The sequence below is a fragment of the Proteus sp. LHD240705 genome (assembly GCF_047921555.1).
Taxonomy (GTDB): domain Bacteria; phylum Pseudomonadota; class Gammaproteobacteria; order Enterobacterales; family Enterobacteriaceae; genus Proteus.
The window spans coordinates 85,428-106,764 of sequence record NZ_JBLRMI010000005.1 but is presented as its reverse complement, the minus strand read 5'-3'; the positions used below and the strand labels follow the sequence as shown (position 1 = coordinate 106,764).

The following is a 21,337-nucleotide window of genomic DNA, read 5'->3' as shown; positions in this document are numbered from 1 at the left end:
AAACAATGACTCAATCAAGTTATAACGCAAAGGATATTGAGGTTCTTAATGGTCTAGAGCCTGTACGTCGTCGTCCGGGGATGTATACAGATACAACAAGACCGAACCATTTGGCACAGGAAGTGATAGATAATAGCGTGGACGAGGCGCTTGCGGGACACGCATCGAAGGTCGATGTCATTTTATATGCAGACCAATCTATCGAAGTTATCGATAATGGGCGAGGAATGCCTGTCGATATTCACCCTGAACTTAACGTTTCTGCTATCGAGCTAATCCTTGCTCACCTCCACGCCGGAGGAAAATTCTCTAATAAAAATTATCAATTTTCTGGCGGGTTACATGGTGTGGGGATCTCGGTTGTTAACGCCCTCTCAAAGCGTATTGAAGTAACTGTTCGTCGTGATGGTAAAATTTACCAAATTGCTTTTGAAAATGGCGATAAAGTTGAAGAGTTACATGAGATTGGCACCAGTGCAAAACGGGACACAGGAACGAGTGTGCATTTTTGGCCTGATGGCTCTTATTTTGATGTTCCTCGTTTTTCTTCTAAAAGCTTATCTCACGTATTAAAAGCCAAAGCAGTATTGTGTCCGGGCGTTAATGTTTCTTTTGTCGATAAAGTAAACAACACCCAAGAAAATTGGTGCTACGCTGATGGTTTAACCGATTATTTAAGTGAAGCTGTTGCTGAGTTTGTTCGCCTTCCTGAAGAGCCTTTTACAGGCAAATTTGAAGGTGATAATGAAGCTGTTGAATGGTCTATGTTATGGCTGCCTGAAGGTGGCGATCTACTCACTGAAAGCTATGTTAACTTAATTCCGACAGTTCAAGGTGGTACACACGTAAATGGTTTACGCCAAGGTGTGTTAGATGCAATGCGTGAATTTTGTGAATTCCGTAATTTACTACCGAGAGGTCTTAAATTAACTGCCGATGATACATGGGATCGTTGTGCTTATGTATTATCAGTGAAAATGCAAGATCCTCAATTTGCAGGGCAAACCAAAGAGCGACTCTCTTCAAGACAAACCAGTGCGTTTGTTGCAAATGCTGTAAAAAATGCTTTTAGCTTATGGCTAAATCAGAATGTTCAAGTCGGTGAGTTACTTGCTGAAATGGCAATTAGTAGCGCTCAACGTCGTATGCGAGCTGCTAAAAAAGTGGTGAGAAAGAAACTCACTTCAGGGCCAGCATTGCCGGGTAAATTGGCTGATTGTACTTCTCAAGATTTACGTTACACCGAACTGTTTTTAGTTGAAGGGGACTCTGCTGGAGGCTCTGCTAAACAAGCTCGAGATCGTGAATATCAAGCGATTATGCCTCTGCGCGGTAAAATCTTAAATACATGGGAAGTCTCTTCAGATGAAGTACTTGCGTCACAAGAAGTCCATGATATTTCGGTAGCAATTGGTATGGACCCTGATAGTGATGATTTAAGCCAACTGCGTTACGGTAAAGTGTGTATTCTTGCGGATGCGGACTCGGATGGTTTACATATCGCAACCTTATTATGTGCTTTATTTGTGCGCCACTTCCCTGCTCTTGTTAAGGAAGGGCACGTTTATATGGCAATGCCACCACTTTACCGCATCGACTTAGGTAAAGAAGTTCATTATGCCCTTGATGAATCAGAAAAAAATGCCATTTTACAACGTTTAAGCCGTAAAAAAGGAAAGCCTAACGTACAGCGCTTTAAAGGGTTGGGTGAAATGAACCCACTTCAACTGCGTGAAACAACGCTTGATCCTAATACGCGTCGTTTAGTGCAATTGGTGATTGATGATGAAAATTATCAAGAAACCCTAGGCATGATGGATATGTTGTTAGCGAAGAAACGCTCTGAAGATCGCCGAAATTGGTTACAAGAGAAAGGCGATGAAGTTGACATCGAAGTGTAATGGATACCACAAGAGTCTGAGGAAAAATTGAATGAGTGAATTGACTCATGATGGTGTAGAGCGCCAACCGCTCCACTTATTTACAGAAAATGCCTATCTCAACTACTCCATGTACGTCATTATGGATCGTGCATTACCTTTTATTGGAGATGGGCTAAAACCCGTACAACGTCGCATCGTTTATGCGATGTCAGAGCTTGGCTTAAGTAATAACGCTAAATTTAAAAAATCAGCCCGTACTGTGGGTGACGTGCTAGGTAAATATCACCCGCATGGTGATAGTGCATGTTATGAAGCAATGGTACTTATGGCTCAGCCGTTCTCTTATCGTTATCCGTTAATTGATGGACAAGGTAACTGGGGTGCGCCGGATGATCCAAAATCTTTCGCCGCGATGCGTTATACCGAATCACGTCTTTCTAAATATTCACAAACATTATTGAGTGAGTTAGGACATGGTACGGTAGATTGGATCCCTAACTTTGACGGCACGATGCAAGAGCCGAAAATGTTGCCTGCACGCTTACCTAATATCGTGCTTAATGGCACAACGGGTATTGCTGTTGGGATGGCAACGGATATTCCACCTCACAATGCGCGTGAAATAGGGCAAGCTTTAGTGATGCTTTTAGATAATCCTGATGCAGGATTATCTGACGTAATGCAATATGTTCAAGGCCCTGATTATCCGACTGAAGCTGAAATTATTACGGCTCAAGACGATATCAAGAAGATTTATAAAACAGGGCGTGGTTCTGTCAGAATGCGTGCTGTTTGGCAAAAAGAAGAGGGATGTGCAGTGATCACTGCATTGCCTCATCAAGTTTCTGGCGCCAAAGTACTTGAGCAAATCGCAGCATTGATGCGTGCCAAAAAACTGCCTTTAGTTGAAGATTTACGTGATGAATCTGATCATGAAAATCCTACTAGACTTGTTATTGTTCCTCGTAGTAATCGTGTTGATTTAGAACAAGTCATGTACTACTTGTTTGTGAATACTGACTTGGAGAAAAGTTATCGCGTTAACCTGAATATGATTGGGTTAGATAACCGTCCAGCAGTAAAAGGACTACTAACTATTTTAAACGAATGGTTAGTTTATCGTCGCCAAACAGTGACAAACCGCTTAAATCATCGTTTAGAGAAAGTTTTACGTCGCTTAGAAATCCTCAAAGGTTTATTAATTGCTTATCTCAATATTGATGAAGTGATTGAAATTATTCGTCATGAAGATGAACCCAAAGCAGAATTAATGCGTCGCTTTGAGTTATCTGATATTCAAGCTGAAGCTATTTTAGAACTACGTTTGCGTCATTTAGCCAAACTTGAAGAGATGAAACTAAAAGGCGAAAGTGATGAGCTTGAAAAAGAACGCGACAGCATTGAGAAATTGTTAAGTTCACCACGCCGTTTAAATACTTTACTGAAAAAAGAGATTGAAGCCGACGCGAAAGAATTTGGTGATGATCGACGCTCACCTATTCGCCCTCAAGAAGAGGCGAAAGTGGTGAATGAACAAGATATGTTGCCATCAGAGCCTGTGACTATTGTGTTGTCTGAAATGGGCTGGGTACGTAATGCAAAAGGGCATGATATTGATCCCAGTGGCATGAGTTATCGCGCAGGAGATAGCTATCACAGCGCAGTACGAGGCATGAGTAATCAGCCTGTTCTGTTCCTTGATTCCACAGGTCGAAGCTATACCTTAAGTCCAAATGATATGCCTTCAGGACGTAGCCAAGGCGAACCACTAACCGGTAAGTTAACTTTCCCACCTGAAGCCAGCGTGAAATACATGTTAGCGGGAAGTGCTGGACAAGAATATTTATTGGCAACAAAAGAAGGTTATGGTTCGGTTCTCTCTTACGATGAGATGGAAACGAAGAATAAGACAGGTAAAGGGCTACTCACTGTTTCTGAAGAGACTGAATTATTAGCACCGCTCTTAGTTGATCCTCAAAAGAAAAATGAGCAACACTGGTTTATTATCATCACTGACAAAACACGTATTTTAGCCATTTCAGCAGAACAACTGAATGAAATGAATAAAAAAGGGCGTGGTACGCGTCTTGTTGCTTTAGGAAAAGAGCAAGGCGATGTGATTGAACAAATGCTGTTTGCACCTAAAGATGAAGCATTAATCTTTACTGTTGATGGTCAGCAAGAAGTGCTTAAAGCAGAAGAGATCAACTATTTTAGTGGTAATGCGGGTGATGAACCTATTCCGTTAAAACATCTACATCCTGAAGCTGTTACCGTCATTATGTCTGAAAAAGGGCTTATTCGTTGCCAAAAAGGACATAATATTGATGCAAAATCGGCTGGTTTTAAATCTGGTGATGACTATTTTGATGCCGTTGAAGGTATGAGTAATCAACCGGTACACTTAATTGATACCACAGGTCAAAGCTATACCGTTGATGTTGATGCATTACCTTCTGGTCGTAGCAAAGGCGATGCGCTAACTGAACGATTAAAAGTTCAGAAAGGTGCGCAATTACGTCATGTTGTTATGGGCGAAAATACCGATAAGATCTTAATGGCATCTGATGCTGGTTATGGTTTTATCTGTCAGGTTGATGATTTAACTTCTAAAAATAAAGCAGGAAAATCACTACTGACTTTACCTGAAAATGCATTACCATTACCGCCACAACGCTTGAATAATGAGCTCACTGATCTCATTATGATCATTACTAAAGGCGGTAGAATGCTGATTTTTGAAGCAGCAGAATTACCAACTATGGTAAAAGGAAAGGGAAATCAGATGGTTTCTATTCCAGCTTCACAAGCAGCAAGTGGTGAGGATAACGTCGCTTGGTTACGAGTATTACCTGAAAATGCCTCTGTTACCCTGCATTTTGGTAAACGTAAAATGACAATGTCGATGAATGAGTTAGTTAGCTTTAAAGCAAAACGTGGACGTCGAGGAACCTCTTTACCTCGCGGTGCTCAAGTTATCGATCATATTGATATTGAAACAAATTAAATCTAATACTTAATTGATATTGAGTGGGTCTGTTGACCCACTTCTATTTAGGACGCTAAAACTTATGTTAGCCATTATTCGAGGCATCATTGTCATTCTTTACACCATTATTGTGGTGACGTTTGGAATGATTTATTGCATGTTTTCACCAAGAAATCCTAAACATGTAATGACTTACGGACGCTTATTCGGCAAGTTATCTACTGTTTTTGGGATTAAACTCGTTGAGCGTTTTCCAAAAGAAGCGGAAAGCTATGGCCCAAGTATTTATATCGGAAACCATCAAAACAATTTTGATATGGTGACGATGTCAAATGCGGTACAACCTAATACCGTAACAGTGGGTAAAAAAAGCTTAATTTTTATTCCTTTCTTTGGTCAGTTGTATTGGATAACGGGTAATATTTTGATTGATAGAGCAAATCGCTCTAAAGCGCATGGCACTATTTCACAAGTTGCCGATCAAATTAAATCGAAGAAGATTTCTGTTTGGATGTTTCCTGAAGGAACTCGTAGCCGTGGTCGCGGCCTTTTACCGTTTAAAACAGGGGCGTTCCATGCGGCCATTCAAGCTGGTGTGCCTATTATTCCTGTTTGTGTTTCTACAACACAGGGTAAAATTAAGCTAAATCGTTGGAACAATGGTTACGTTATTGTTGAAATGTTGCCTCCAATTGATGTTTCAAAATACGGCAAAGATCAAGTTCGAGAATTAGCAGAAGATTGTCGTCAAATTATGAAAGCGAAAATCGAAGAGCTAGATAAAGAAGTTGAAGAAATGAATAAGCGTGATTTTCCCGGTAAATTAAATTAATACTTATTTAGTTTCTTTGTTAGTACGAATATAAGCCTGATTTTCATATACTCGTCATACTTCAAGGTGCAACGTTGTTGACTACGCTCATTCGCACTAGTCACATACTTATGTATGCTCCTAGCGAATCATTCACTTGTCGTCTAGTTGCACCTTGAATTATTTAGAGTATATATTTTTATGTATTCCAGTTGTTCCCTAGCTGCATTTTGAATTATTTAGTGTGCTGGTTATCAACTATTTTTAGGATTTATGTCACATCCGCGCTATTATGCTCCCGTAATTTCATTTAAGTCCTTTTGTCTTTAAATCACAGCAGCTTTTTTTCCTGTCACAGCATTTTTGATTATGCGATAGGAATATTTGTACTTTGTTGCGGAGAAAGTATGTCATTTAGTCGTCGCCAGTTTATTCAGGCTTCAGGCTTAGCGGTATGTCTGGGCTCTATATCTTCTTCTGTTCGTGCTGAATCAGTCAATGATAAACAATTACCTATACCGCCATTGTTGGAATCTCGTCGTGGTCAGCCACTGTTTTTGACGTTGCAAAATGTTCATTGGGCGTTTAATGGTACGCAAAAAGCGGAAGTTTGGGGGATCAATGGCTCAACTCCGGGACCGACAATCAAAGTCAAAAGTGGCGATGATATAAAACTTATTTATAGTAACCGCCTTAATGAAGCGGTATCAATGACGGTAAGTGGCTTATTAGTTCCGGGTACACAAGTCGGTGGCGCGGCAAGATTAATGTCACCTGGCGCTTACTGGTCGCCAGTATTGCCTATTCGTCAGAAAGCAGCCACATGTTGGTATCACGCCAATACTCCCTTTAAAATGGCACCTCATGTTTATAATGGGTTGGTGGGAATGTGGATTGTGGAAGATGAAGAGAGCAAATCCCTACCTTTACCAAAACATTATGGAGTGAATGACTTTCCGATCATTATTCAAGATAAGCGGATTGATAATTTTGGTACACCACAATACGACAAAGAAGCCGCTAGTGATGGTTTCTATGGTGATACATTGCTAGTCAATGGACGTGAAGATCCTTATATTGAAGTCTCTAGAGGTTGGATCCGCTTACGTTTAGTCAATGCATCTAATGCTCGTCGTTATGAGCTAACCGCAAATGATGGTCGTTCACTTTACCTTATCGCCTCTGATCAAGGTCTATTAACATCACCCGTTGAGTTGAAATCAATTCCTATGGCTCCGGGCGAGAGACGCGAAATATTGGTGGATATGTCTGAAGGGAGTGAAGTCACAATTACCGCAGGGCAAAGTGCGGGTTTTATGGATAGACTTCGCGGTATTTTTGAACCTTCAGATTTGCTACGTAATGCCAATATACTAACCATTAAACCAACTGGGTTAATGTCATTAGTAACAGACAAAGCACCTGCACAATTAGCGGTAGATGACACACAAATTACCACCTCTATTCAGCCTAGAACCATTCAACTGCATAACAGTCCTCCGGGAATAAACAATGCTCGTTGGGAGCTTTCAAGAATTGATTTAGTCGGTAAGCAAAATGGGTGGGAGCGTTGGCTTGTAACAGTACCGACGCCGCAACCATTCCATATTGAAGGTGCCCGTTTTAAAGTGATTAACCATAATGGTCAGAAACCCGCACCTGCAGATTTTGGCTGGAAAGATACTGTTTGGATCGAAAGCCAAAGTGAATTGCTGGTGGAATTAAAACAACCTTCTTATTCGCATTTTCCTTTTCTATATTACAGTCAGTTATTAGAAAATGCAGATAAAGGTATGGTAGGACAAATGGAAGTTACACCTTTAGAATAAAAACTAAGTAGTAACACCAAATTAAAAGGAAAACAGTATTTTTAAAATAAAGATACTGTTTTTTTTATATCAAAAATAATGTGGATTATATTTTTTAGACTAAAGTTAAATAGAGAAAAATATTCTCAAAAAAAATTGTTAATCAATTTGATATTTTTGTTTATTTATTTAAGTTCTCTTTATTAAGTTGATTTAAATATTGTCATTAATGAGGTTAATATTGAAATAGGTTAATTTTGGTTGTTTGTAATATAATAACAAGTGATCTAATTTTGTTTAATCTATCTATTAATTTGTGATTACGTAGTCAATCTATCTATTTTTGTGGCATGAAAACCTATTTTTGAGATGCCCTTCAAGTAATTATTTCTCTAGAAACTAGAGAATCTTTGCGTCTTTTATTTTTGATCCTTAATTAATGTTATTAAATTTTAATATAACTGAAGGTACAGAATGAACAAAGAAATAGCTTTAAGTCATCATCACAAAATGAATAAAAAAAATAAAATAAATAATAATATATTTCAACTTTCTATTGTTGCATCAGCACTTCTTTTTTCTGGATATTCCGTAGCATATTCAGAAGCTGGGCAATTAGGAGATACCAAAAGTTGGGAAAGCCAAGAATATCAAAAAGACTGGGGGCTGGCTGCCATGAATGCCTCTAGTGCTTATGCACTTGGTTTTCATGGGCAGGGTGCCAAAATCGGTGTAATGGACTCAGGTGCATTATTATCACATGAAGAGTTAAGTGGTTCACGTTTTCATGCGGTGAAAGCCAAAGGTCAATATGGCTCAACAGGGATGCGTTATCCTCAAGAAATGGGGGGGCATTATGAAAAAGGTCAAGCCTTTGATGTTGATGGAGGTTGGATCAAAGGTGTGAATGATACACATGGTACGCACGTTACAGGAACAGTCGGTGCTAACCGTGACGGTAATGGCATGCATGGGGTTGCGTGGGGTTCTGATGTTTATTTAGGAAATACTGGCGCAACAGATAGCAATAACTACGGTCCTTATCAAGATTACACTTATTTCTATACTGGCTGGAAAGCGATGGTAGATGCAGGGGCGCAGGTAATTAATAACAGTTGGGGAACAAACCCTCGAATTGTTAATACTATTCCAACTAAAGGTCCTGATGGGGGGAATACCACTGTACACATGCCTGTTGATACCACAGCGCAAACTGAATACGAATATTTTTATTTCAAGAAAGTTTATGGTGATAAACCTTCTTTTGTTGATGCCGCTTATGATGCTGTAAAAGGGACTAATACCGTACAAGTATTCACAACGGGTAATCGTGACTTTGCCCAGCCTTATTATCGTCCTCTTTATCCTTATTTTAATCCAGAAGCAGAAAAGCATTGGATTGCAGTCGCTGGTCTTGAACAAACCGCAGATAAATCGGGGTATCAATTAATTAAAGTCTTCAATGAAGCGGGTAATGCGAAATGGTGGACGGTTGTTGCACCGGGTCGTGCTATTTATTCTTCAGTTGTTGATGAAGAAGGTAACGCAGGCTGGAATACCTTTAGTGGTACATCAATGGCGGCGCCTCATGTTACTGGTGCGATGGGGGTATTAATGTCACGTTATGCATCAATGAATGCAATGCAAGTACGTGATGTGATGTTTACAACGGCTAATCACCGTAATCCAGATGGCTCTTTATATGATAGCTGGACTGCGGCGGAAGGCACTCCTGATGTGCGTTATGGTTGGGGTACACCGGATTTAGATAAAGGCATGTATGGACCGGGTCAATTCTTAGGTAAATTTGAGTATGACCTAAGCATGACGCCACTTGATGTATGGACAAATGATATCTCACAAGTAGCTTTAGATTTACGTGAACAAGAAGATCTTGCCTGGTTAAATGAATATAAAGACAAAGGCATTGCTGCGGGAGGTGACTACAATTTAGGCACTGATTTTGTTATCAATGATGGTAACTCAGATCCAACCTCACACATTGTCAGCAAAGAAGATGCTGAAAAATGGCGTAAAGAGTATTACCAAAAACGTGCTGATGCTATTCAGGCTAAAATTGACGCGGGTTTATATGACGGCGCTTTAGTTAAAAAAGGTGAAGGTACATTAGTGATGACTGGCGATAATACTTATCGCGGAGGTACAACAGTCGAACAAGGTACTTTATATGGCTTTACAGAATCATTTGGCACAGAAGCGGTCAATGTGAATGGCGGCAAATTAAGTGTTATTGATCGCTATAACGATACTTTTACTAAAAAAGGTCAATTGGCCTCAAATGAAAGCCACAAAGCCAATATTAATATCAACGATAAAGGGACTTATTTAGTTACCGTTGGACATGATGTTAATGTTGGTGATATTGCACTCAACAAAGGCGCGAATTTAGACGTTGGTGCTGATAGTGAAGGGCAATTAAAAGATATCTACCTTAATAACACGGTCGCAACAGGTACAGTTAATGCAGACAATTTAGTTGATAATCGTGTTAAAACTAAAATGTTAGCGAATAACGATATTGCTTCAAATAATGATTATGCATTATTTGATAAAAATGTGTCTGTAAAAGACAACACCATTACAGGTACATTAAGTAAGAAAGAAAATACCTCACTGGCAACTTTTGCAAATAATGAAAATGGTCGCTCAATTGCTAATACTTTAGACAATACAGGTAGTGGTGATCTATTTAATGCAGTATTACCAATGAATGAAAGAGATCTGAATAAGACCTATGAATCATTAGGTAGTGATATGTATTTAAATGCCAATAGTGCGAGTGTGGTTAATGTTTTAGGGTTAACGCGGACAGTGAAAGATCAAGCTATGGGTATTGGTCAAGGTCGCTATGCTAAATTGGATAACAGCAACGCGCGTATTTGGATGACAGGCATTGGTCAATGGGGTAATGCTGATTATGGTCACAGCAATATGGATGTTGATTTCTATGTCGGCTTATTAGGCGCAGAAATTGATGTGACTGAAAATACTAAGGCGGGTCTGTTCTTTGGTGCGGGTTCAACCAAATATAAAGGTAATGAGCACGGTAAAATAGACAGCAACGATATTCATATTGGTGCTTACGGTGTGTCTAATTTGTATGACGTGGCTTCATTGAACTATGGTTTCACACATACTAACCAAGATAGAGATGCAAAAAGAACACTTTGGGTAGGACAAAATGCAGGTTATAACTCTACCAGTTATGATGCAAAAATTACTCAAATTTTCTTAGAGGGTGCTTATACTCAATTTAATACCAATCAGTATTCTATTGAACCATACGCAGGATTTAGCTGGTTACGTGTATCAACTGATGATATCAATGAGAATGTCGGTAATATGAAATTTACCACTAAGACAGACTCACAAGATATTCAAGTGGGTACTATCGGTTTACGTGGTGGCTATCCATTTATGGCAGGTAATATAAATATGGCATTAAAAGGCGATATTTCTGCAAGCCATCTGTTTGGTGATAATCGTCCTGAATCACGCCTCTTCTTATCAAATTCCGGTGATGCAACATTACGCGGTGGTAAGCTGGATAATTTATTTGGTGTTGGTTTAGGTGTTGATGCACAGTTAAGTAAATCAACGACTTTCGGACTTTCTTACCAAGGTCAATATAATAGTGATGTAAGTTCAAGTGGAATTAATGCAACATTGAAAATTAATTTCTAAATTGTATTAATTAATTTAAATATTAAAGCCCTTAGTAATAAGGGCTTTTTTTTTGTATTAAAATTAATATTGTTGTTTTATTTTTAAGTGATAAAAAAGGAGATGTTATGATTACTATTAATGATACTACTTTAAAAGATATAAAATATATTATTCATTATAAAGGAGAAAAGGGAAATGGTGATCGTGGCATAAAAAAATTAATTGATAAAATTGATAATGTAAATAGAAGTTTTATTCTTTCATATAAGAAAAGTGGTTTTTTTCAAAGGATTTTTGATTTTATAAAGGAAATAATAAACATTAAAACAAGTTGTAATTCGATTTTAAAAAATAGTGAATATGAAAAGGTAAATAACTTCTACTTTTTAAATTCATTAGAAAATAAGAAAGTTATAAATTCTAATAGAATTACAATAGATTATTATAATCTTAATGAGAACATTTCCTCGTTTTTAAAAAGAAGGATGAAAAGTGATATAGATAAAATTGAATTCATTAATAACTATTTGAAAAATAATATAAAAACAAGAGATGACTTTTTGTTGTTGTATTCGATTTTAAATAAATTGATGTATTCGATAGAAAATAAAAAGAATGAAGATATATTAAAGAAAACTGATAATGAGGAAGGGTTTAAATTTATATCAAGAAATGATCTTTTTTATAAGGAGAGTATTTTTAAATTACTGGATCTTATTTACGATGATGGAAAAAGTGAAGAGAATAAAATTAGAATAATAAAAAATATCAGTGATCTGAAAAAAATTAACAAAGTAAATAAAGAAGAATCTATTATCAATCTAATTAAATTTATTCATGTTTTAAAAGAAAAGGAAATGAGAAATGAAGTATTTCTATTAAAACTAGAAAATACCTTGGAAAAGATTAAAGTGAATCTTAATAGTTTTGGAAATAATAAAAAGATAAAGATAATTGGTGATAATTTGAAAGTATTATTACCATCCTATATGAAAGAATCTATGATGAACGATAAAAAATCAATTGATTTTTATTTTTATTTTTATTTTGAGGTGTATGAAGTTTTTGATAATAGTAATGATATATATAAAGAAAAAATAAAACTAATTTTTGAAGAATACAAAGGGGAGAATAGAAATAAAGCATCATACATTAAAAATACTATTAATGAGCTAGAACTTAATGAAACTAATATTAATAGTTATCTACGGTTTAATAAAAATACATTAAATGACTTATCATATTATTTTAAGTAAAATAATATCATATAGCTTGTGGCTATATGATATTTTACTGCTTAACTCAACGCGACTTTAATCCCCAAACCAATCAGTACCACACCTAGCACTTTATCAATGCTTTTTTGGATTTTATTGAGCATTTTTCTGACTGGCGCACTTTGGATTAATAGAACCAATAAAGGCCAATAGACTAAAGCTAAACCCCAAATAATAAAGGCATACCACAATTTTTCACCGATGCTGGAATCAACACTTAATACTTGAGTGAAAACGGCAAGGAAGAACAAGGTGGCTTTAGGGTTAAGTAAATTGCAGAGAAAACCTTGCATAAAGGCTTTTTTAAAGCTGATTTGTGAATGTTGTGCTGCTTTTTCATCAATCGAATGATTAGATTTTGAGAGTAAGCTCTGAAAACCAATCCACAGTAAATAAGCGGCTCCAGCATATTTTAAGATGGAAAAAAGCCAAGGTGTTGTGGTGATAAGCACAGCAATACCTGCAACACAATATGACATATGCACAAGTAATGCAGCTACAATACCCATTGCGGTCATCATTGCCGCAGAACGTTGATAACGCGCAGCATTTTTTACAACGAGAAAAAAGTCAGGGCCTGGTGAGATCATACCAAGTAAAGCAATTGTAAAAACAACTAAAGAAGTTTCAAGCATAATAGCGCCTTGTATATAACAATATTATAATGATTGAATCTTATATGATTAAGTTAACATTTCGAGTATAAAGCAATTATTTATTATCAAGGAAGCATAATTTGTATCGACTCAGGTTTTAGCTTTACGTATAGTGTGAACAGTTTTTTTCCCATCTTTACCCGTAGGTGTGTAAATGAATATTAGTTTAATCGCAGCATTAGCGATGGATCGCATTATTGGTATGGAAAAGGCAATGCCTTGGACATTACCGGGTGACCTAGCATGGTTTAAAAAGAATACGCTAAATAAACCCGTTATTATGGGTCGGGTGACTTATGAGTCTATTGGACGTCCTTTACCGAATCGTCTTAATATTGTTTTAAGTAGCCAGCCAGGAACAGATAGCGATGTTGTTTGGGTTAAATCCGTAGAAGAAGCTTTGCAAGCTGCTGAAAATCATGAAGAAATTATGGTTATCGGTGGTGGAAAAGTGTATGAGCAATTTCTGCCTATGGCAAATACACTCTATTTAACTCATATCGATGCTGAAGTCATCGGTGATACAACATTCCCAGATTATGAGCCTGATGAGTGGGATTCTACCTTCATGGAATACCATGAAGCAGATGAAAATAACTCACATAACTACTGCTTCGAAATATTAAAAAGAAGAAAATAACAAGAATTAAATAAAAAGGGAGATTAAATATCTCCCTTTTTATTATTCCTATTTTATTAATATAAGAATAATAAAAAATAAGATTTATTATTCTAACTAAAATTTTTATTTATAAAGATTTATTTATTAAATGTAATCATTATTTATATTTTAATAAACTCATTTTATAAGAATAATATATGAGATATTAATCAATATAGCGATTTTTTATTCTCAATATCGTGTTTTTTTGTACTTATTTTTCTATGAAAAAAAATAACATATTGATTATTAATAGTTAAATTTAGAGATATTTTAAAGTGTTCGTTTTTGTATATAAAATGTTCTCTTTAGAATAAAAAAGAGTAATTTAGGTAATATGTGAGGATAAAACCCGCATAGCGCAAAAGGCAATATGGCCATTTTTGCGCTTTAAGAAAGAAGGGGATAATAAGTGATTTATTTGGGAGCAGATAGGCTAGATTGAGTGAAATATTGTTTGTCTTCCCAACGTAAACAAGTGAGATCCCCACCCCAGCAACATCCTGTATCTAACGCATAAATATTATCAGGAGTGCCTTTCCCTTCAAGAGAGGCCCAATGCCCAAATATAATGCTATAGCCTTCAGGTAATTGGCTTGGTAAATCGAACCAAGGCTTTAATGGTGCAGGCGCGTCTTGTGGTTTATCTTTGCAAATCATATCAAGCTGACCATTAGGAAAGCAGTAACGCATACGAGTGAGTGCATTAGTACTAAAGCGTAATCGCGCTAGACCCGAAAGTTCTGGTGACCAGTTGTTTGGTAAATCACCATACATTGAGTTAATAAATAAAGGGTAGCTATCACTACTTAAAATAGCTTCGACTTCACGAGCGCACATTTGGGCTGTTTCTAAATCCCATTGTGGCGTGATCCCTGCGTGAGCCATGATGATTTTTTTGTCTTCATCAACTTGCAATACAGGTTGGCGTCTTAACCAATTAATTAATTCGTCTGCATCTGGCGCATTAAGTAAATCATTCAACTTATCTCTTGGTTTATTGCGGCTAATTTTTGCAAATACACCTAAAAGATGAAGATCATGATTGCCCAAGACGAGTTTAAGTGAAGTCCCTAAGCTTTTTACAAAGCGCAGTACTTCAAGAGAATCAGGGCCTCGTGCAACAAGATCACCCGTTAACCACAATGTGTCTTGTGCTGGATTGAAACTGACTTTATCAAGAAGGTGGCGCAGTTCATGGTAACAGCCATGAATATCACCAATTAAATAAGTTGCCATAGTTAGTTTATCAATGTTGGAAGTGCAAGGCGGAAAACAGGGATCTCTATTTGAAATAATCGACCATCAGTGCCAATCATTTCATAATGACCTTCCATTGTTCCCATTGGTGTTTCAAGAACGGCACCACTGGTATAGCGATATTGTGTGCCAGGTTCAATAAGCGGCTGTTCGCCAACAACACCTTCACCTCGAACTTCAGTGGTATTACCTTGTGCATTGGTGATCAACCAATAGCGGCGCAGGAGGCGAATTGCACATTTATTCAAATTATGAATTGATATGGTATAAGCAAAAACATATCGCTCATCTTCAGGGGAAGATTGGCTTTCAATGTAAACGCTTTGTACCTGTATCGCCACTTTTGATGAGGTAAACATAGTGCCTCCTGTCTCTGGCTTTATCTTATGCTTGTGAGTCTTGCTTTTGCGATAACCAGTTTGCCACTTTGCAGTATTGCTCAACAGAAATATTTTCTGCTCTTGCAGTTGGATCGATATCAAGAGCTATCATATCTTCTGCTGTGAGTAATCCACCTAAGCTATTACGTAGTGTTTTACGGCGTTGATTGAATGCTTGAGCGGTAATACGGCTAAGCATTGTAATATCCGTTACTGGGTATGGCTTTTCTTTGTAAGGGATCAAGCGAACAACCGCTGAATCAACTTTAGGTGCCGGTTTAAATGAAGTTGGTGGAACTTCAAGTACAGGGATGATTTGGCAATAATATTGCGCCATCACACTTAGGCGACCATAAGTTTTGCTGCCGTGACCAGCAACAAGGCGATTGACCACTTCTTTTTGCAACATAAATGTCATGTCAGAAATTGCGTCAGCAAAACTGAATAAGTGGAACATGAGTGGTGTAGAAATGTTATAAGGCAAGTTACCAAAAACACGCAGAGGCTGCTGACGCTCTTTTGCTAATTGCGCAAAATCAATCGTCATAGCATCTTGCTGAATAATGGTCAGCTTGTCTTTTAATGTAGGATGAACTTCTAAACGAGCGGCTAAATCACGGTCAATTTCTACAACCGTCATTTTATCCATTCTTGCGCCTACTGGCTCTGTAATTGCACCTAAACCAGGACCAATTTCAACAATGGCTTCACCAGGTTGAGGATAAATGGATTCAACAATACTTTCAATAATATAGCTGTCTGTTAAAAAGTTCTGCCCGAAGCGTTTGCGGGCAAAGTGCCCCTGATGGACTCTATTATTCATTACAATTTTGTATCATATTAATGGCTAAATTTAATGCGGTGCAAAAACTGCCAGCATCTGCGCTTTTCGTACCTGCAAGCTCAAGGGCGGTGCCATGATCAACAGAAGTACGGATAAAAGGAAGGCCGAGAGTTATATTCACGGCACGACCGAAACCTTCGTATTTTAGCACAGGTAATCCCTGATCGTGATACATCGCAAGTACCGCATCAGCATGTGTTAAATATTTAGGTTGGAATAAGGTATCAGCAGGATAAGGACCATGAAGATGAATGCCTTGCTGACGTAATTGTGTTAATGCAGGCTCAATAATATCAATTTCTTCACGTCCCATATGACCGCTTTCCCCTGCATGAGGATTAAGGCCACAAACATAAATTTGAGGTTCTGCTATACCAAATTTGGTTTTTAAATCGTGGTTTAAAATAGTGATAATTTCATGCAGAAGCTCACCTGTAATTGCATCCGCCACATCTCGTAATGGTAAATGTGTGGTTGCTAATGCGACTCTTAATGTATCTGTCGCCAGCATCATAACGACACGTTCACAGTGGCTACGATCAGCAAAAAATTCGGTGTGTCCTGTAAAATGCACACCTGCATCATTGATAATGCCTTTATGAACTGGTCCAGTCACGAGTGCCGAAAACTCACCATTTAGGCAACCATCACAAGCACGAGCTAATGTTTCTACAACGTATAAACCATTGCGTGCATCTAATGTACTTGGAATGACATTAGTGTGAAGTGCAATTGGGAGTACATAAATTTGGCTTGGTGTGTGTATTTGAGGTGGCGTAGCAGGATCGTATTCAACTAATGAAAGAGGCAGGTTTAACAATTCTGCTCTTGTTTTAAGTAACTGAGGATCAGCACAAACAACCCAAGGTAAATCCCAACTCATTTGTGCTAATGAGATAATAAGGTCAGGACCAACCCCGGCTGGTTCGCCGGGGGTGATAACAAGTGGTTTTATTTGCTTAGTTTGCATTATTCTCGTTCATTATTTTCACATAAGCCCCTACTCGTAGCTCTTGCATCCAGTTTTGTACTTCTTCATTAAATTTACGGTTGAAGAGTAAACGGTATGCTTGTTCTTTATTCGCGGCATCTGTTTTATCAACACTACGTGTGTCTTCTAATTCAATTAAATGCCAGCCAAAGTTTGAGCGAACAGGTTGGCTTAATTCGTTTTTATTTAAGCGCATCAACGCATCACGGAATGCCGGATCGTAAACATCAGGCATTGACCATCCTAACTCACCGCCGCGTAATGCTGAACCTGGATCTTCAGAGTACTCTTTTGCTGCATCAGCAAAGGTTATTTTACCACTGCGAATATCGGCAGAGATCTGCTGTAACTTGGCATAGGCTTGCTCATCATTCATGATTGGTGAGCTTTTTAGCAGAATATGGCGGCTTTTTACTTCCGTAACAGAAAGGGTATTAGAACCACCACGAATATCGTTTACTTTGATAATGTGTAAGCCAACACCAGAGTGAAGAGGCCCTACGATTTGGCCTTTTTGCGCATTTGCTAATTCTTTTGCAAATAGTGTTGGTAATTCATCAATAGATGCCCAACCCATATTACCGCCATTTAAAGCTTGTGGATCAGCAGAATAAGTTGCAGCCAATTTACCGAAATCCGCACCATTTTTAAGCTGATTCATAATGCGAGCAATGACTTGCTTTGCTTTTTCCATTTCTGCTGGCGCAGGATTTTCTGATAATGGAATTAAGATATGGCTCAGGTTTAGATCAACACTTTGGCTTGCTTGACCTTCAATTTGCTTCGCAAGAGAATCAACTTCTTGAGGCAAAATAGTAATACGGCGACGCACTTCATTGTTGCGAACTTCAGCTAGCATCATCTCTTTACGGATATCTTGTCGATATTCGTTATAAGAAATCCCATCGGCAGCAAGACGCTTTTTCAGTTGCTCAAGAGAGAGTTTATTTTCAGCAGCAATACCCTGAATTGTAGATTCTACTGCGGCATCAGGAATATCAATTTGCATTTGCTGTGCCATTTGCAAAATGATGTTATCCATCACCAAACGCTCTAGAATTTGTTGGCGAAGAACTTGCTCATCAGGCATCTCTTGTCCCGCATTTTTTGCGTTCATTTTGACTGTCTGTAGCATTCTATTGACGTCACTTTCTAGAACGACACCGTTATTGACAATCGCCGATACACGGTTTAATTCTTGAGCAGCAAATGTTGTTGAGCTGGTGGCTGCACCGACCGTGATCATTAAGCCGATAAACAGCGTTTTCCAATTTTTCATAAGTTTCCCATTATGTATTTTCCGCATCTTATTGCGGGGTGACATATTTATTCAGCCAATTCCGTAGTCTGATTAAATCAGAATGCTCTTTGATAAGGTAAGATACCGCGTTCAAGCATTTTCTGGCTACCCAAACTATGATTGTTACTTAGGCCTCTGAGTTCCACATTGACAGACCATTTATTATCAATATCGCTGTGGTCAACTTTCCAGCCAACAATTTTCCGTTCATAACCCACATTCACAGCCCAGCAACAGGTGTTGTATTGTAGACCAACCATTTGGCTAACAGGCTCTGATTCTTTGGTATCAAAGTAATAAGCACCCACAAGTCCCCAACGCTCTGCTAATGGCCAGCTTCCTACGACACCGACTTGTGAAATACCTTTTTGGTATTCAGGAAGTTTATTAATACCACCATCATAAGGGCGAACACGCGTGGCTTGGATATAGTCACGATCAACATAACGATAGCTTAACTGTAGAAGATGATCGCTATCTGCGCGATATTCCATAATCGCATCGCCCATTGAGACGCTACCTAAGCGACGGTCATATTGTAAACCACCACGCATACCTACAGTATCTGTGATCCGCCAGTAGGCATCACCCGCCCATACCATTGAACCTGTTTCATCTTTGCTATTAATAATCTCATTACCAATAGAAGAAGGACCTGTTCTTGGACGCTCAAAGAAGTAGATTTGACCTACAGAAACGTTAAAACGTTCAACTAATTCGCTATCATAAAAACGCGAAGTTACACCCGTGGTTAATTGGTTTGCAGAAGCAATGCGGTCTAAACCACCATACATTCTATCGCGGAAAAGTCCGCCATAGTTTGATTGTAATAATGCGGAGTCAAAGTTATTGATATTAGACTGATCTTTATAAGGAACATAAAGATATTGCACACGAGGTTCGAGGGTTTGAGTAATATCATTGGTTTGATATTGGCGCTCGAAAACCACTTTCATATCAGATTTAAACTGTGGCAATACACGATTAACGCTGTCATCTAATTGGTTAGGATATCTTTTCTTATAAGCCTCAGGAATGTCCTGATCGTAATGAGTTGCCATCACTTTCAGTTCATTATTAAAGCTTGCCCAACCTGTTGATGCAGGCAGTGAGATCGTTGGCTCAATATGGAAACGATTTGCTTCAGGGGTGTTATCTCCCACACTGGTAAAGCGAACAAATTGAGCGTAAGTACGGAAATCAAACGGCCCGATATCATTCTTATAATAATTGAGATCAAGTTGTGGCTCTGCACGATAAGCCCTTGCATCTTTATTATCAGAGAAGACTTGGAACTGTTTGGTTGTTAATGTGGCATTCCAGTTCTGTTGCGCATAACCCGTACTAAATTTCTGAGTTGCATAACCATCTGTGGTGTTACCATATTGAGAGGTGAAATCAGTGAAGTACTTGTTATCACTTACTTTTGTGTAATCGATATTAAATCGCCACACATTGTTCATGACGCCACTATGTCCCCAGTAGAATAACCAACGTGTTGCAGAATCACGAGGAAGATAGCCAGCTTTATTTTCTTCTTTATCTTTATTGTATTGGCTATCGTGATTAATCCAATCAACGGCAATCGTACCGCTACCTGGAGTCGTTAAATAACGGAATTCATTATCTAATTTTAAACCACGACGGCTGATATAGTTAGTCGTAATGGTCGCATCATAATTAGGAGCTATATTCCAATAATAAGGGAGTTGGAAATCAAATCCAGAGCTACGGGAATAGCTTCCGTTAGGAATTAAGAAACCAGAACGGCGTTTATCACCAATTGGTAATTGAAGATAAGGGCTATAAAAAATAGGCACATTGGCGACACGAAAACGCGCATTCCAAATTTCAGCGACTTGTTCTTCACGGTCTAAAATAACCTCTGAGCCAACAACGCTCCAGCTATCATCTCCTGGTAAACAAGAGGTGAACATGCCTTTATCCATAATGGTATAGCGGTTTTCGCCACGCATTTGCATTTTATCTGCGTAACCACGGCCTTGACGGCCAACCATTTGGTAATCACCTTGCTCAATATCCGTATCTTTATTATTAAGATTAGACCAAGCACGCGGGCCTTTTAAGATGATTTGAGGATCATCATAAGACACATTTCCCGTTGCTGTGACCATTCTTAATGGTGTTTCTCCCTCAGTCTGTGTCAGTTCAACACTGTCGGCACTTAAGGTTTGGTTTCCCTGTTTAATATCAACATCACCTTTATATTTGACCATGCGAGGATATTCACCTTGCATATCATTTGCAGTGATGGTGACGGGCAAGCTGTTAGGATCGCCTTGTACTAATGGTTTGTTATAAACAGGAACTCCCAGTAAACATTGGGAGGCAAGATCAGCATAAGCAGGCTGACCGTATATTGTGGCCCAAACTAGGGTGGCCAGCAGTGTGGGATAACTTTTTTTCATAAGTATTTATGTGCTTCCGTCATCAGTGGCTTCGTGCTGATAAACAGCGAGAAACTAACGCAGGGAGTTATGCGACACCAGCCCAACGTTCTGAACATTGTTCTAACGGTAACCGAAAAATAGGCGTATGCCTCATTTTTTCGATGTTTCTGTGTTGAAATAGGGTTATAGCCTTATTAGAAACAAAAAAACACCGCGCTGATGCGGTATTTCGTGCTGTATAACAACGCTAAAGTTATTCGTTTGGTCACTCATTTTACTTTAACACAATTTAAACGAAAACAGCATTACCTCTGTCCAAAGAGAAACAGTAAATCTCTTCATTTTAAGAAAAAGTCTATTTAGAGGTTGCTTGGTGTTA

14 protein-coding genes and 1 pseudogene are annotated in these 21,337 nt (G+C 38.3%); 8 read left to right on the top strand and 7 right to left on the bottom strand.

From position 1 onward, the window contains the following. The first annotated feature begins 5 nt into the window (after positions 1 to 5). The 7 genes and pseudogenes from parE to ACNART_RS11300 all read left to right on the top strand — a co-directional run bounded on the left by parE (position 6) and on the right by ACNART_RS11300 (position 12,434). Positions 6 to 1,901: a DNA topoisomerase IV subunit B gene (parE, locus tag ACNART_RS11330; RefSeq protein WP_416303602.1), complete on the top strand. Its 1,896-nt coding sequence runs from the start codon at positions 6 to 8 to the stop codon at positions 1,899 to 1,901. A 31-nt stretch (positions 1,902 to 1,932) separates the two neighbouring features. Continuing rightward, positions 1,933 to 4,113 (top strand): annotated as a pseudogene (parC, locus tag ACNART_RS11325) (DNA topoisomerase IV subunit A); the annotation flags it as partial. 51 nt (positions 4,114 to 4,164) lie between these two features. Continuing rightward, the gene (locus tag ACNART_RS11320; RefSeq protein ID WP_406588771.1) at positions 4,165 to 4,890 is read left to right on the top strand and encodes a DNA gyrase C-terminal beta-propeller domain-containing protein; all 726 of its coding nucleotides are present in this window, start codon (positions 4,165 to 4,167) and stop codon (positions 4,888 to 4,890) included. Between the two features lie 64 nt (positions 4,891 to 4,954). Beyond that, positions 4,955 to 5,704 carry a 1-acylglycerol-3-phosphate O-acyltransferase gene (locus ACNART_RS11315; protein ID WP_198620765.1) on the top strand — a complete coding sequence of 250 codons (750 nt, stop codon included), beginning with the start codon at positions 4,955 to 4,957 and terminating at the stop codon, positions 5,702 to 5,704. A 386-nt stretch (positions 5,705 to 6,090) separates the two neighbouring features. Then, positions 6,091 to 7,512: a cell division protein FtsP gene (gene ftsP, locus ACNART_RS11310; RefSeq protein WP_198620766.1), complete on the top strand. Its 1,422-nt coding sequence runs from the start codon at positions 6,091 to 6,093 to the stop codon at positions 7,510 to 7,512. Positions 7,513 to 7,965: 453 nt separating this feature from the next. Continuing rightward, entirely contained in the window at positions 7,966 to 11,196 is a 3,231-nt protein-coding gene (pta, locus tag ACNART_RS11305) for an autotransporter Pta (protein WP_368927790.1), read from the top strand. Positions 11,197 to 11,303: 107 nt separating this feature from the next. Beyond that, positions 11,304 to 12,434 carry a hypothetical protein gene (locus ACNART_RS11300; RefSeq protein WP_416303601.1) on the top strand — a complete coding sequence of 377 codons (1,131 nt, stop codon included), beginning with the start codon at positions 11,304 to 11,306 and terminating at the stop codon, positions 12,432 to 12,434. A gap of 41 nt (positions 12,435 to 12,475) precedes the next feature. On the opposite strand, the gene ACNART_RS11295 is transcribed toward ACNART_RS11300, so the two are convergent. Continuing rightward, positions 12,476 to 13,090 (bottom strand): LysE family translocator, encoded by a 615-nt coding sequence (locus tag ACNART_RS11295; RefSeq protein ID WP_109373076.1) that lies wholly within the window; start codon positions 13,088 to 13,090, stop codon positions 12,476 to 12,478. 175 nt (positions 13,091 to 13,265) lie between these two features. On the opposite strand from ACNART_RS11295, the gene folA reads away from it, so the two are divergent. Continuing rightward, positions 13,266 to 13,751: a type 3 dihydrofolate reductase gene (gene folA / locus ACNART_RS11290; RefSeq protein ID WP_088494660.1), complete on the top strand. Its 486-nt coding sequence runs from the start codon at positions 13,266 to 13,268 to the stop codon at positions 13,749 to 13,751. 438 nt (positions 13,752 to 14,189) lie between these two features. Here folA and apaH read toward each other — a convergent pair whose 3' ends face one another. From apaH to lptD, 6 genes are read right to left on the bottom strand one after another with little or no spacing between them, the layout of a single operon-like run. Then, complete coding sequence (gene apaH / locus ACNART_RS11285; RefSeq protein WP_198620961.1) at positions 14,190 to 15,011, bottom strand: bis(5'-nucleosyl)-tetraphosphatase (symmetrical) ApaH; 822 nt, start codon at positions 15,009 to 15,011, stop codon at positions 14,190 to 14,192. Between the two features lie 2 nt (positions 15,012 to 15,013). Then, positions 15,014 to 15,391 (bottom strand): Co2+/Mg2+ efflux protein ApaG, encoded by a 378-nt coding sequence (apaG, locus tag ACNART_RS11280; RefSeq protein WP_416303600.1) that lies wholly within the window; start codon positions 15,389 to 15,391, stop codon positions 15,014 to 15,016. Between the two features lie 25 nt (positions 15,392 to 15,416). Next, the gene (gene rsmA, locus ACNART_RS11275) at positions 15,417 to 16,235 is read right to left on the bottom strand and encodes a 16S rRNA (adenine(1518)-N(6)/adenine(1519)-N(6))-dimethyltransferase RsmA (RefSeq protein ID WP_156734007.1); all 819 of its coding nucleotides are present in this window, start codon (positions 16,233 to 16,235) and stop codon (positions 15,417 to 15,419) included. Next, positions 16,228 to 17,226 (bottom strand): 4-hydroxythreonine-4-phosphate dehydrogenase PdxA, encoded by a 999-nt coding sequence (gene pdxA, locus ACNART_RS11270; protein ID WP_198620960.1) that lies wholly within the window; start codon positions 17,224 to 17,226, stop codon positions 16,228 to 16,230. The genes rsmA and pdxA overlap by 8 nt, the downstream gene beginning before the upstream one ends. Beyond that, positions 17,216 to 18,553, bottom strand: coding sequence for a peptidylprolyl isomerase SurA (surA, locus tag ACNART_RS11265; RefSeq protein WP_198632353.1), 1,338 nt, complete (start codon positions 18,551 to 18,553; stop codon positions 17,216 to 17,218). Before surA ends, pdxA begins: the two co-directional genes overlap by 11 nt. A 50-nt stretch (positions 18,554 to 18,603) precedes the next feature. Further along, positions 18,604 to 20,976 carry an LPS assembly protein LptD gene (gene lptD, locus ACNART_RS11260; RefSeq protein WP_198620958.1) on the bottom strand — a complete coding sequence of 791 codons (2,373 nt, stop codon included), beginning with the start codon at positions 20,974 to 20,976 and terminating at the stop codon, positions 18,604 to 18,606. Positions 20,977 to 21,337: the final 361 nt, after the last annotated feature.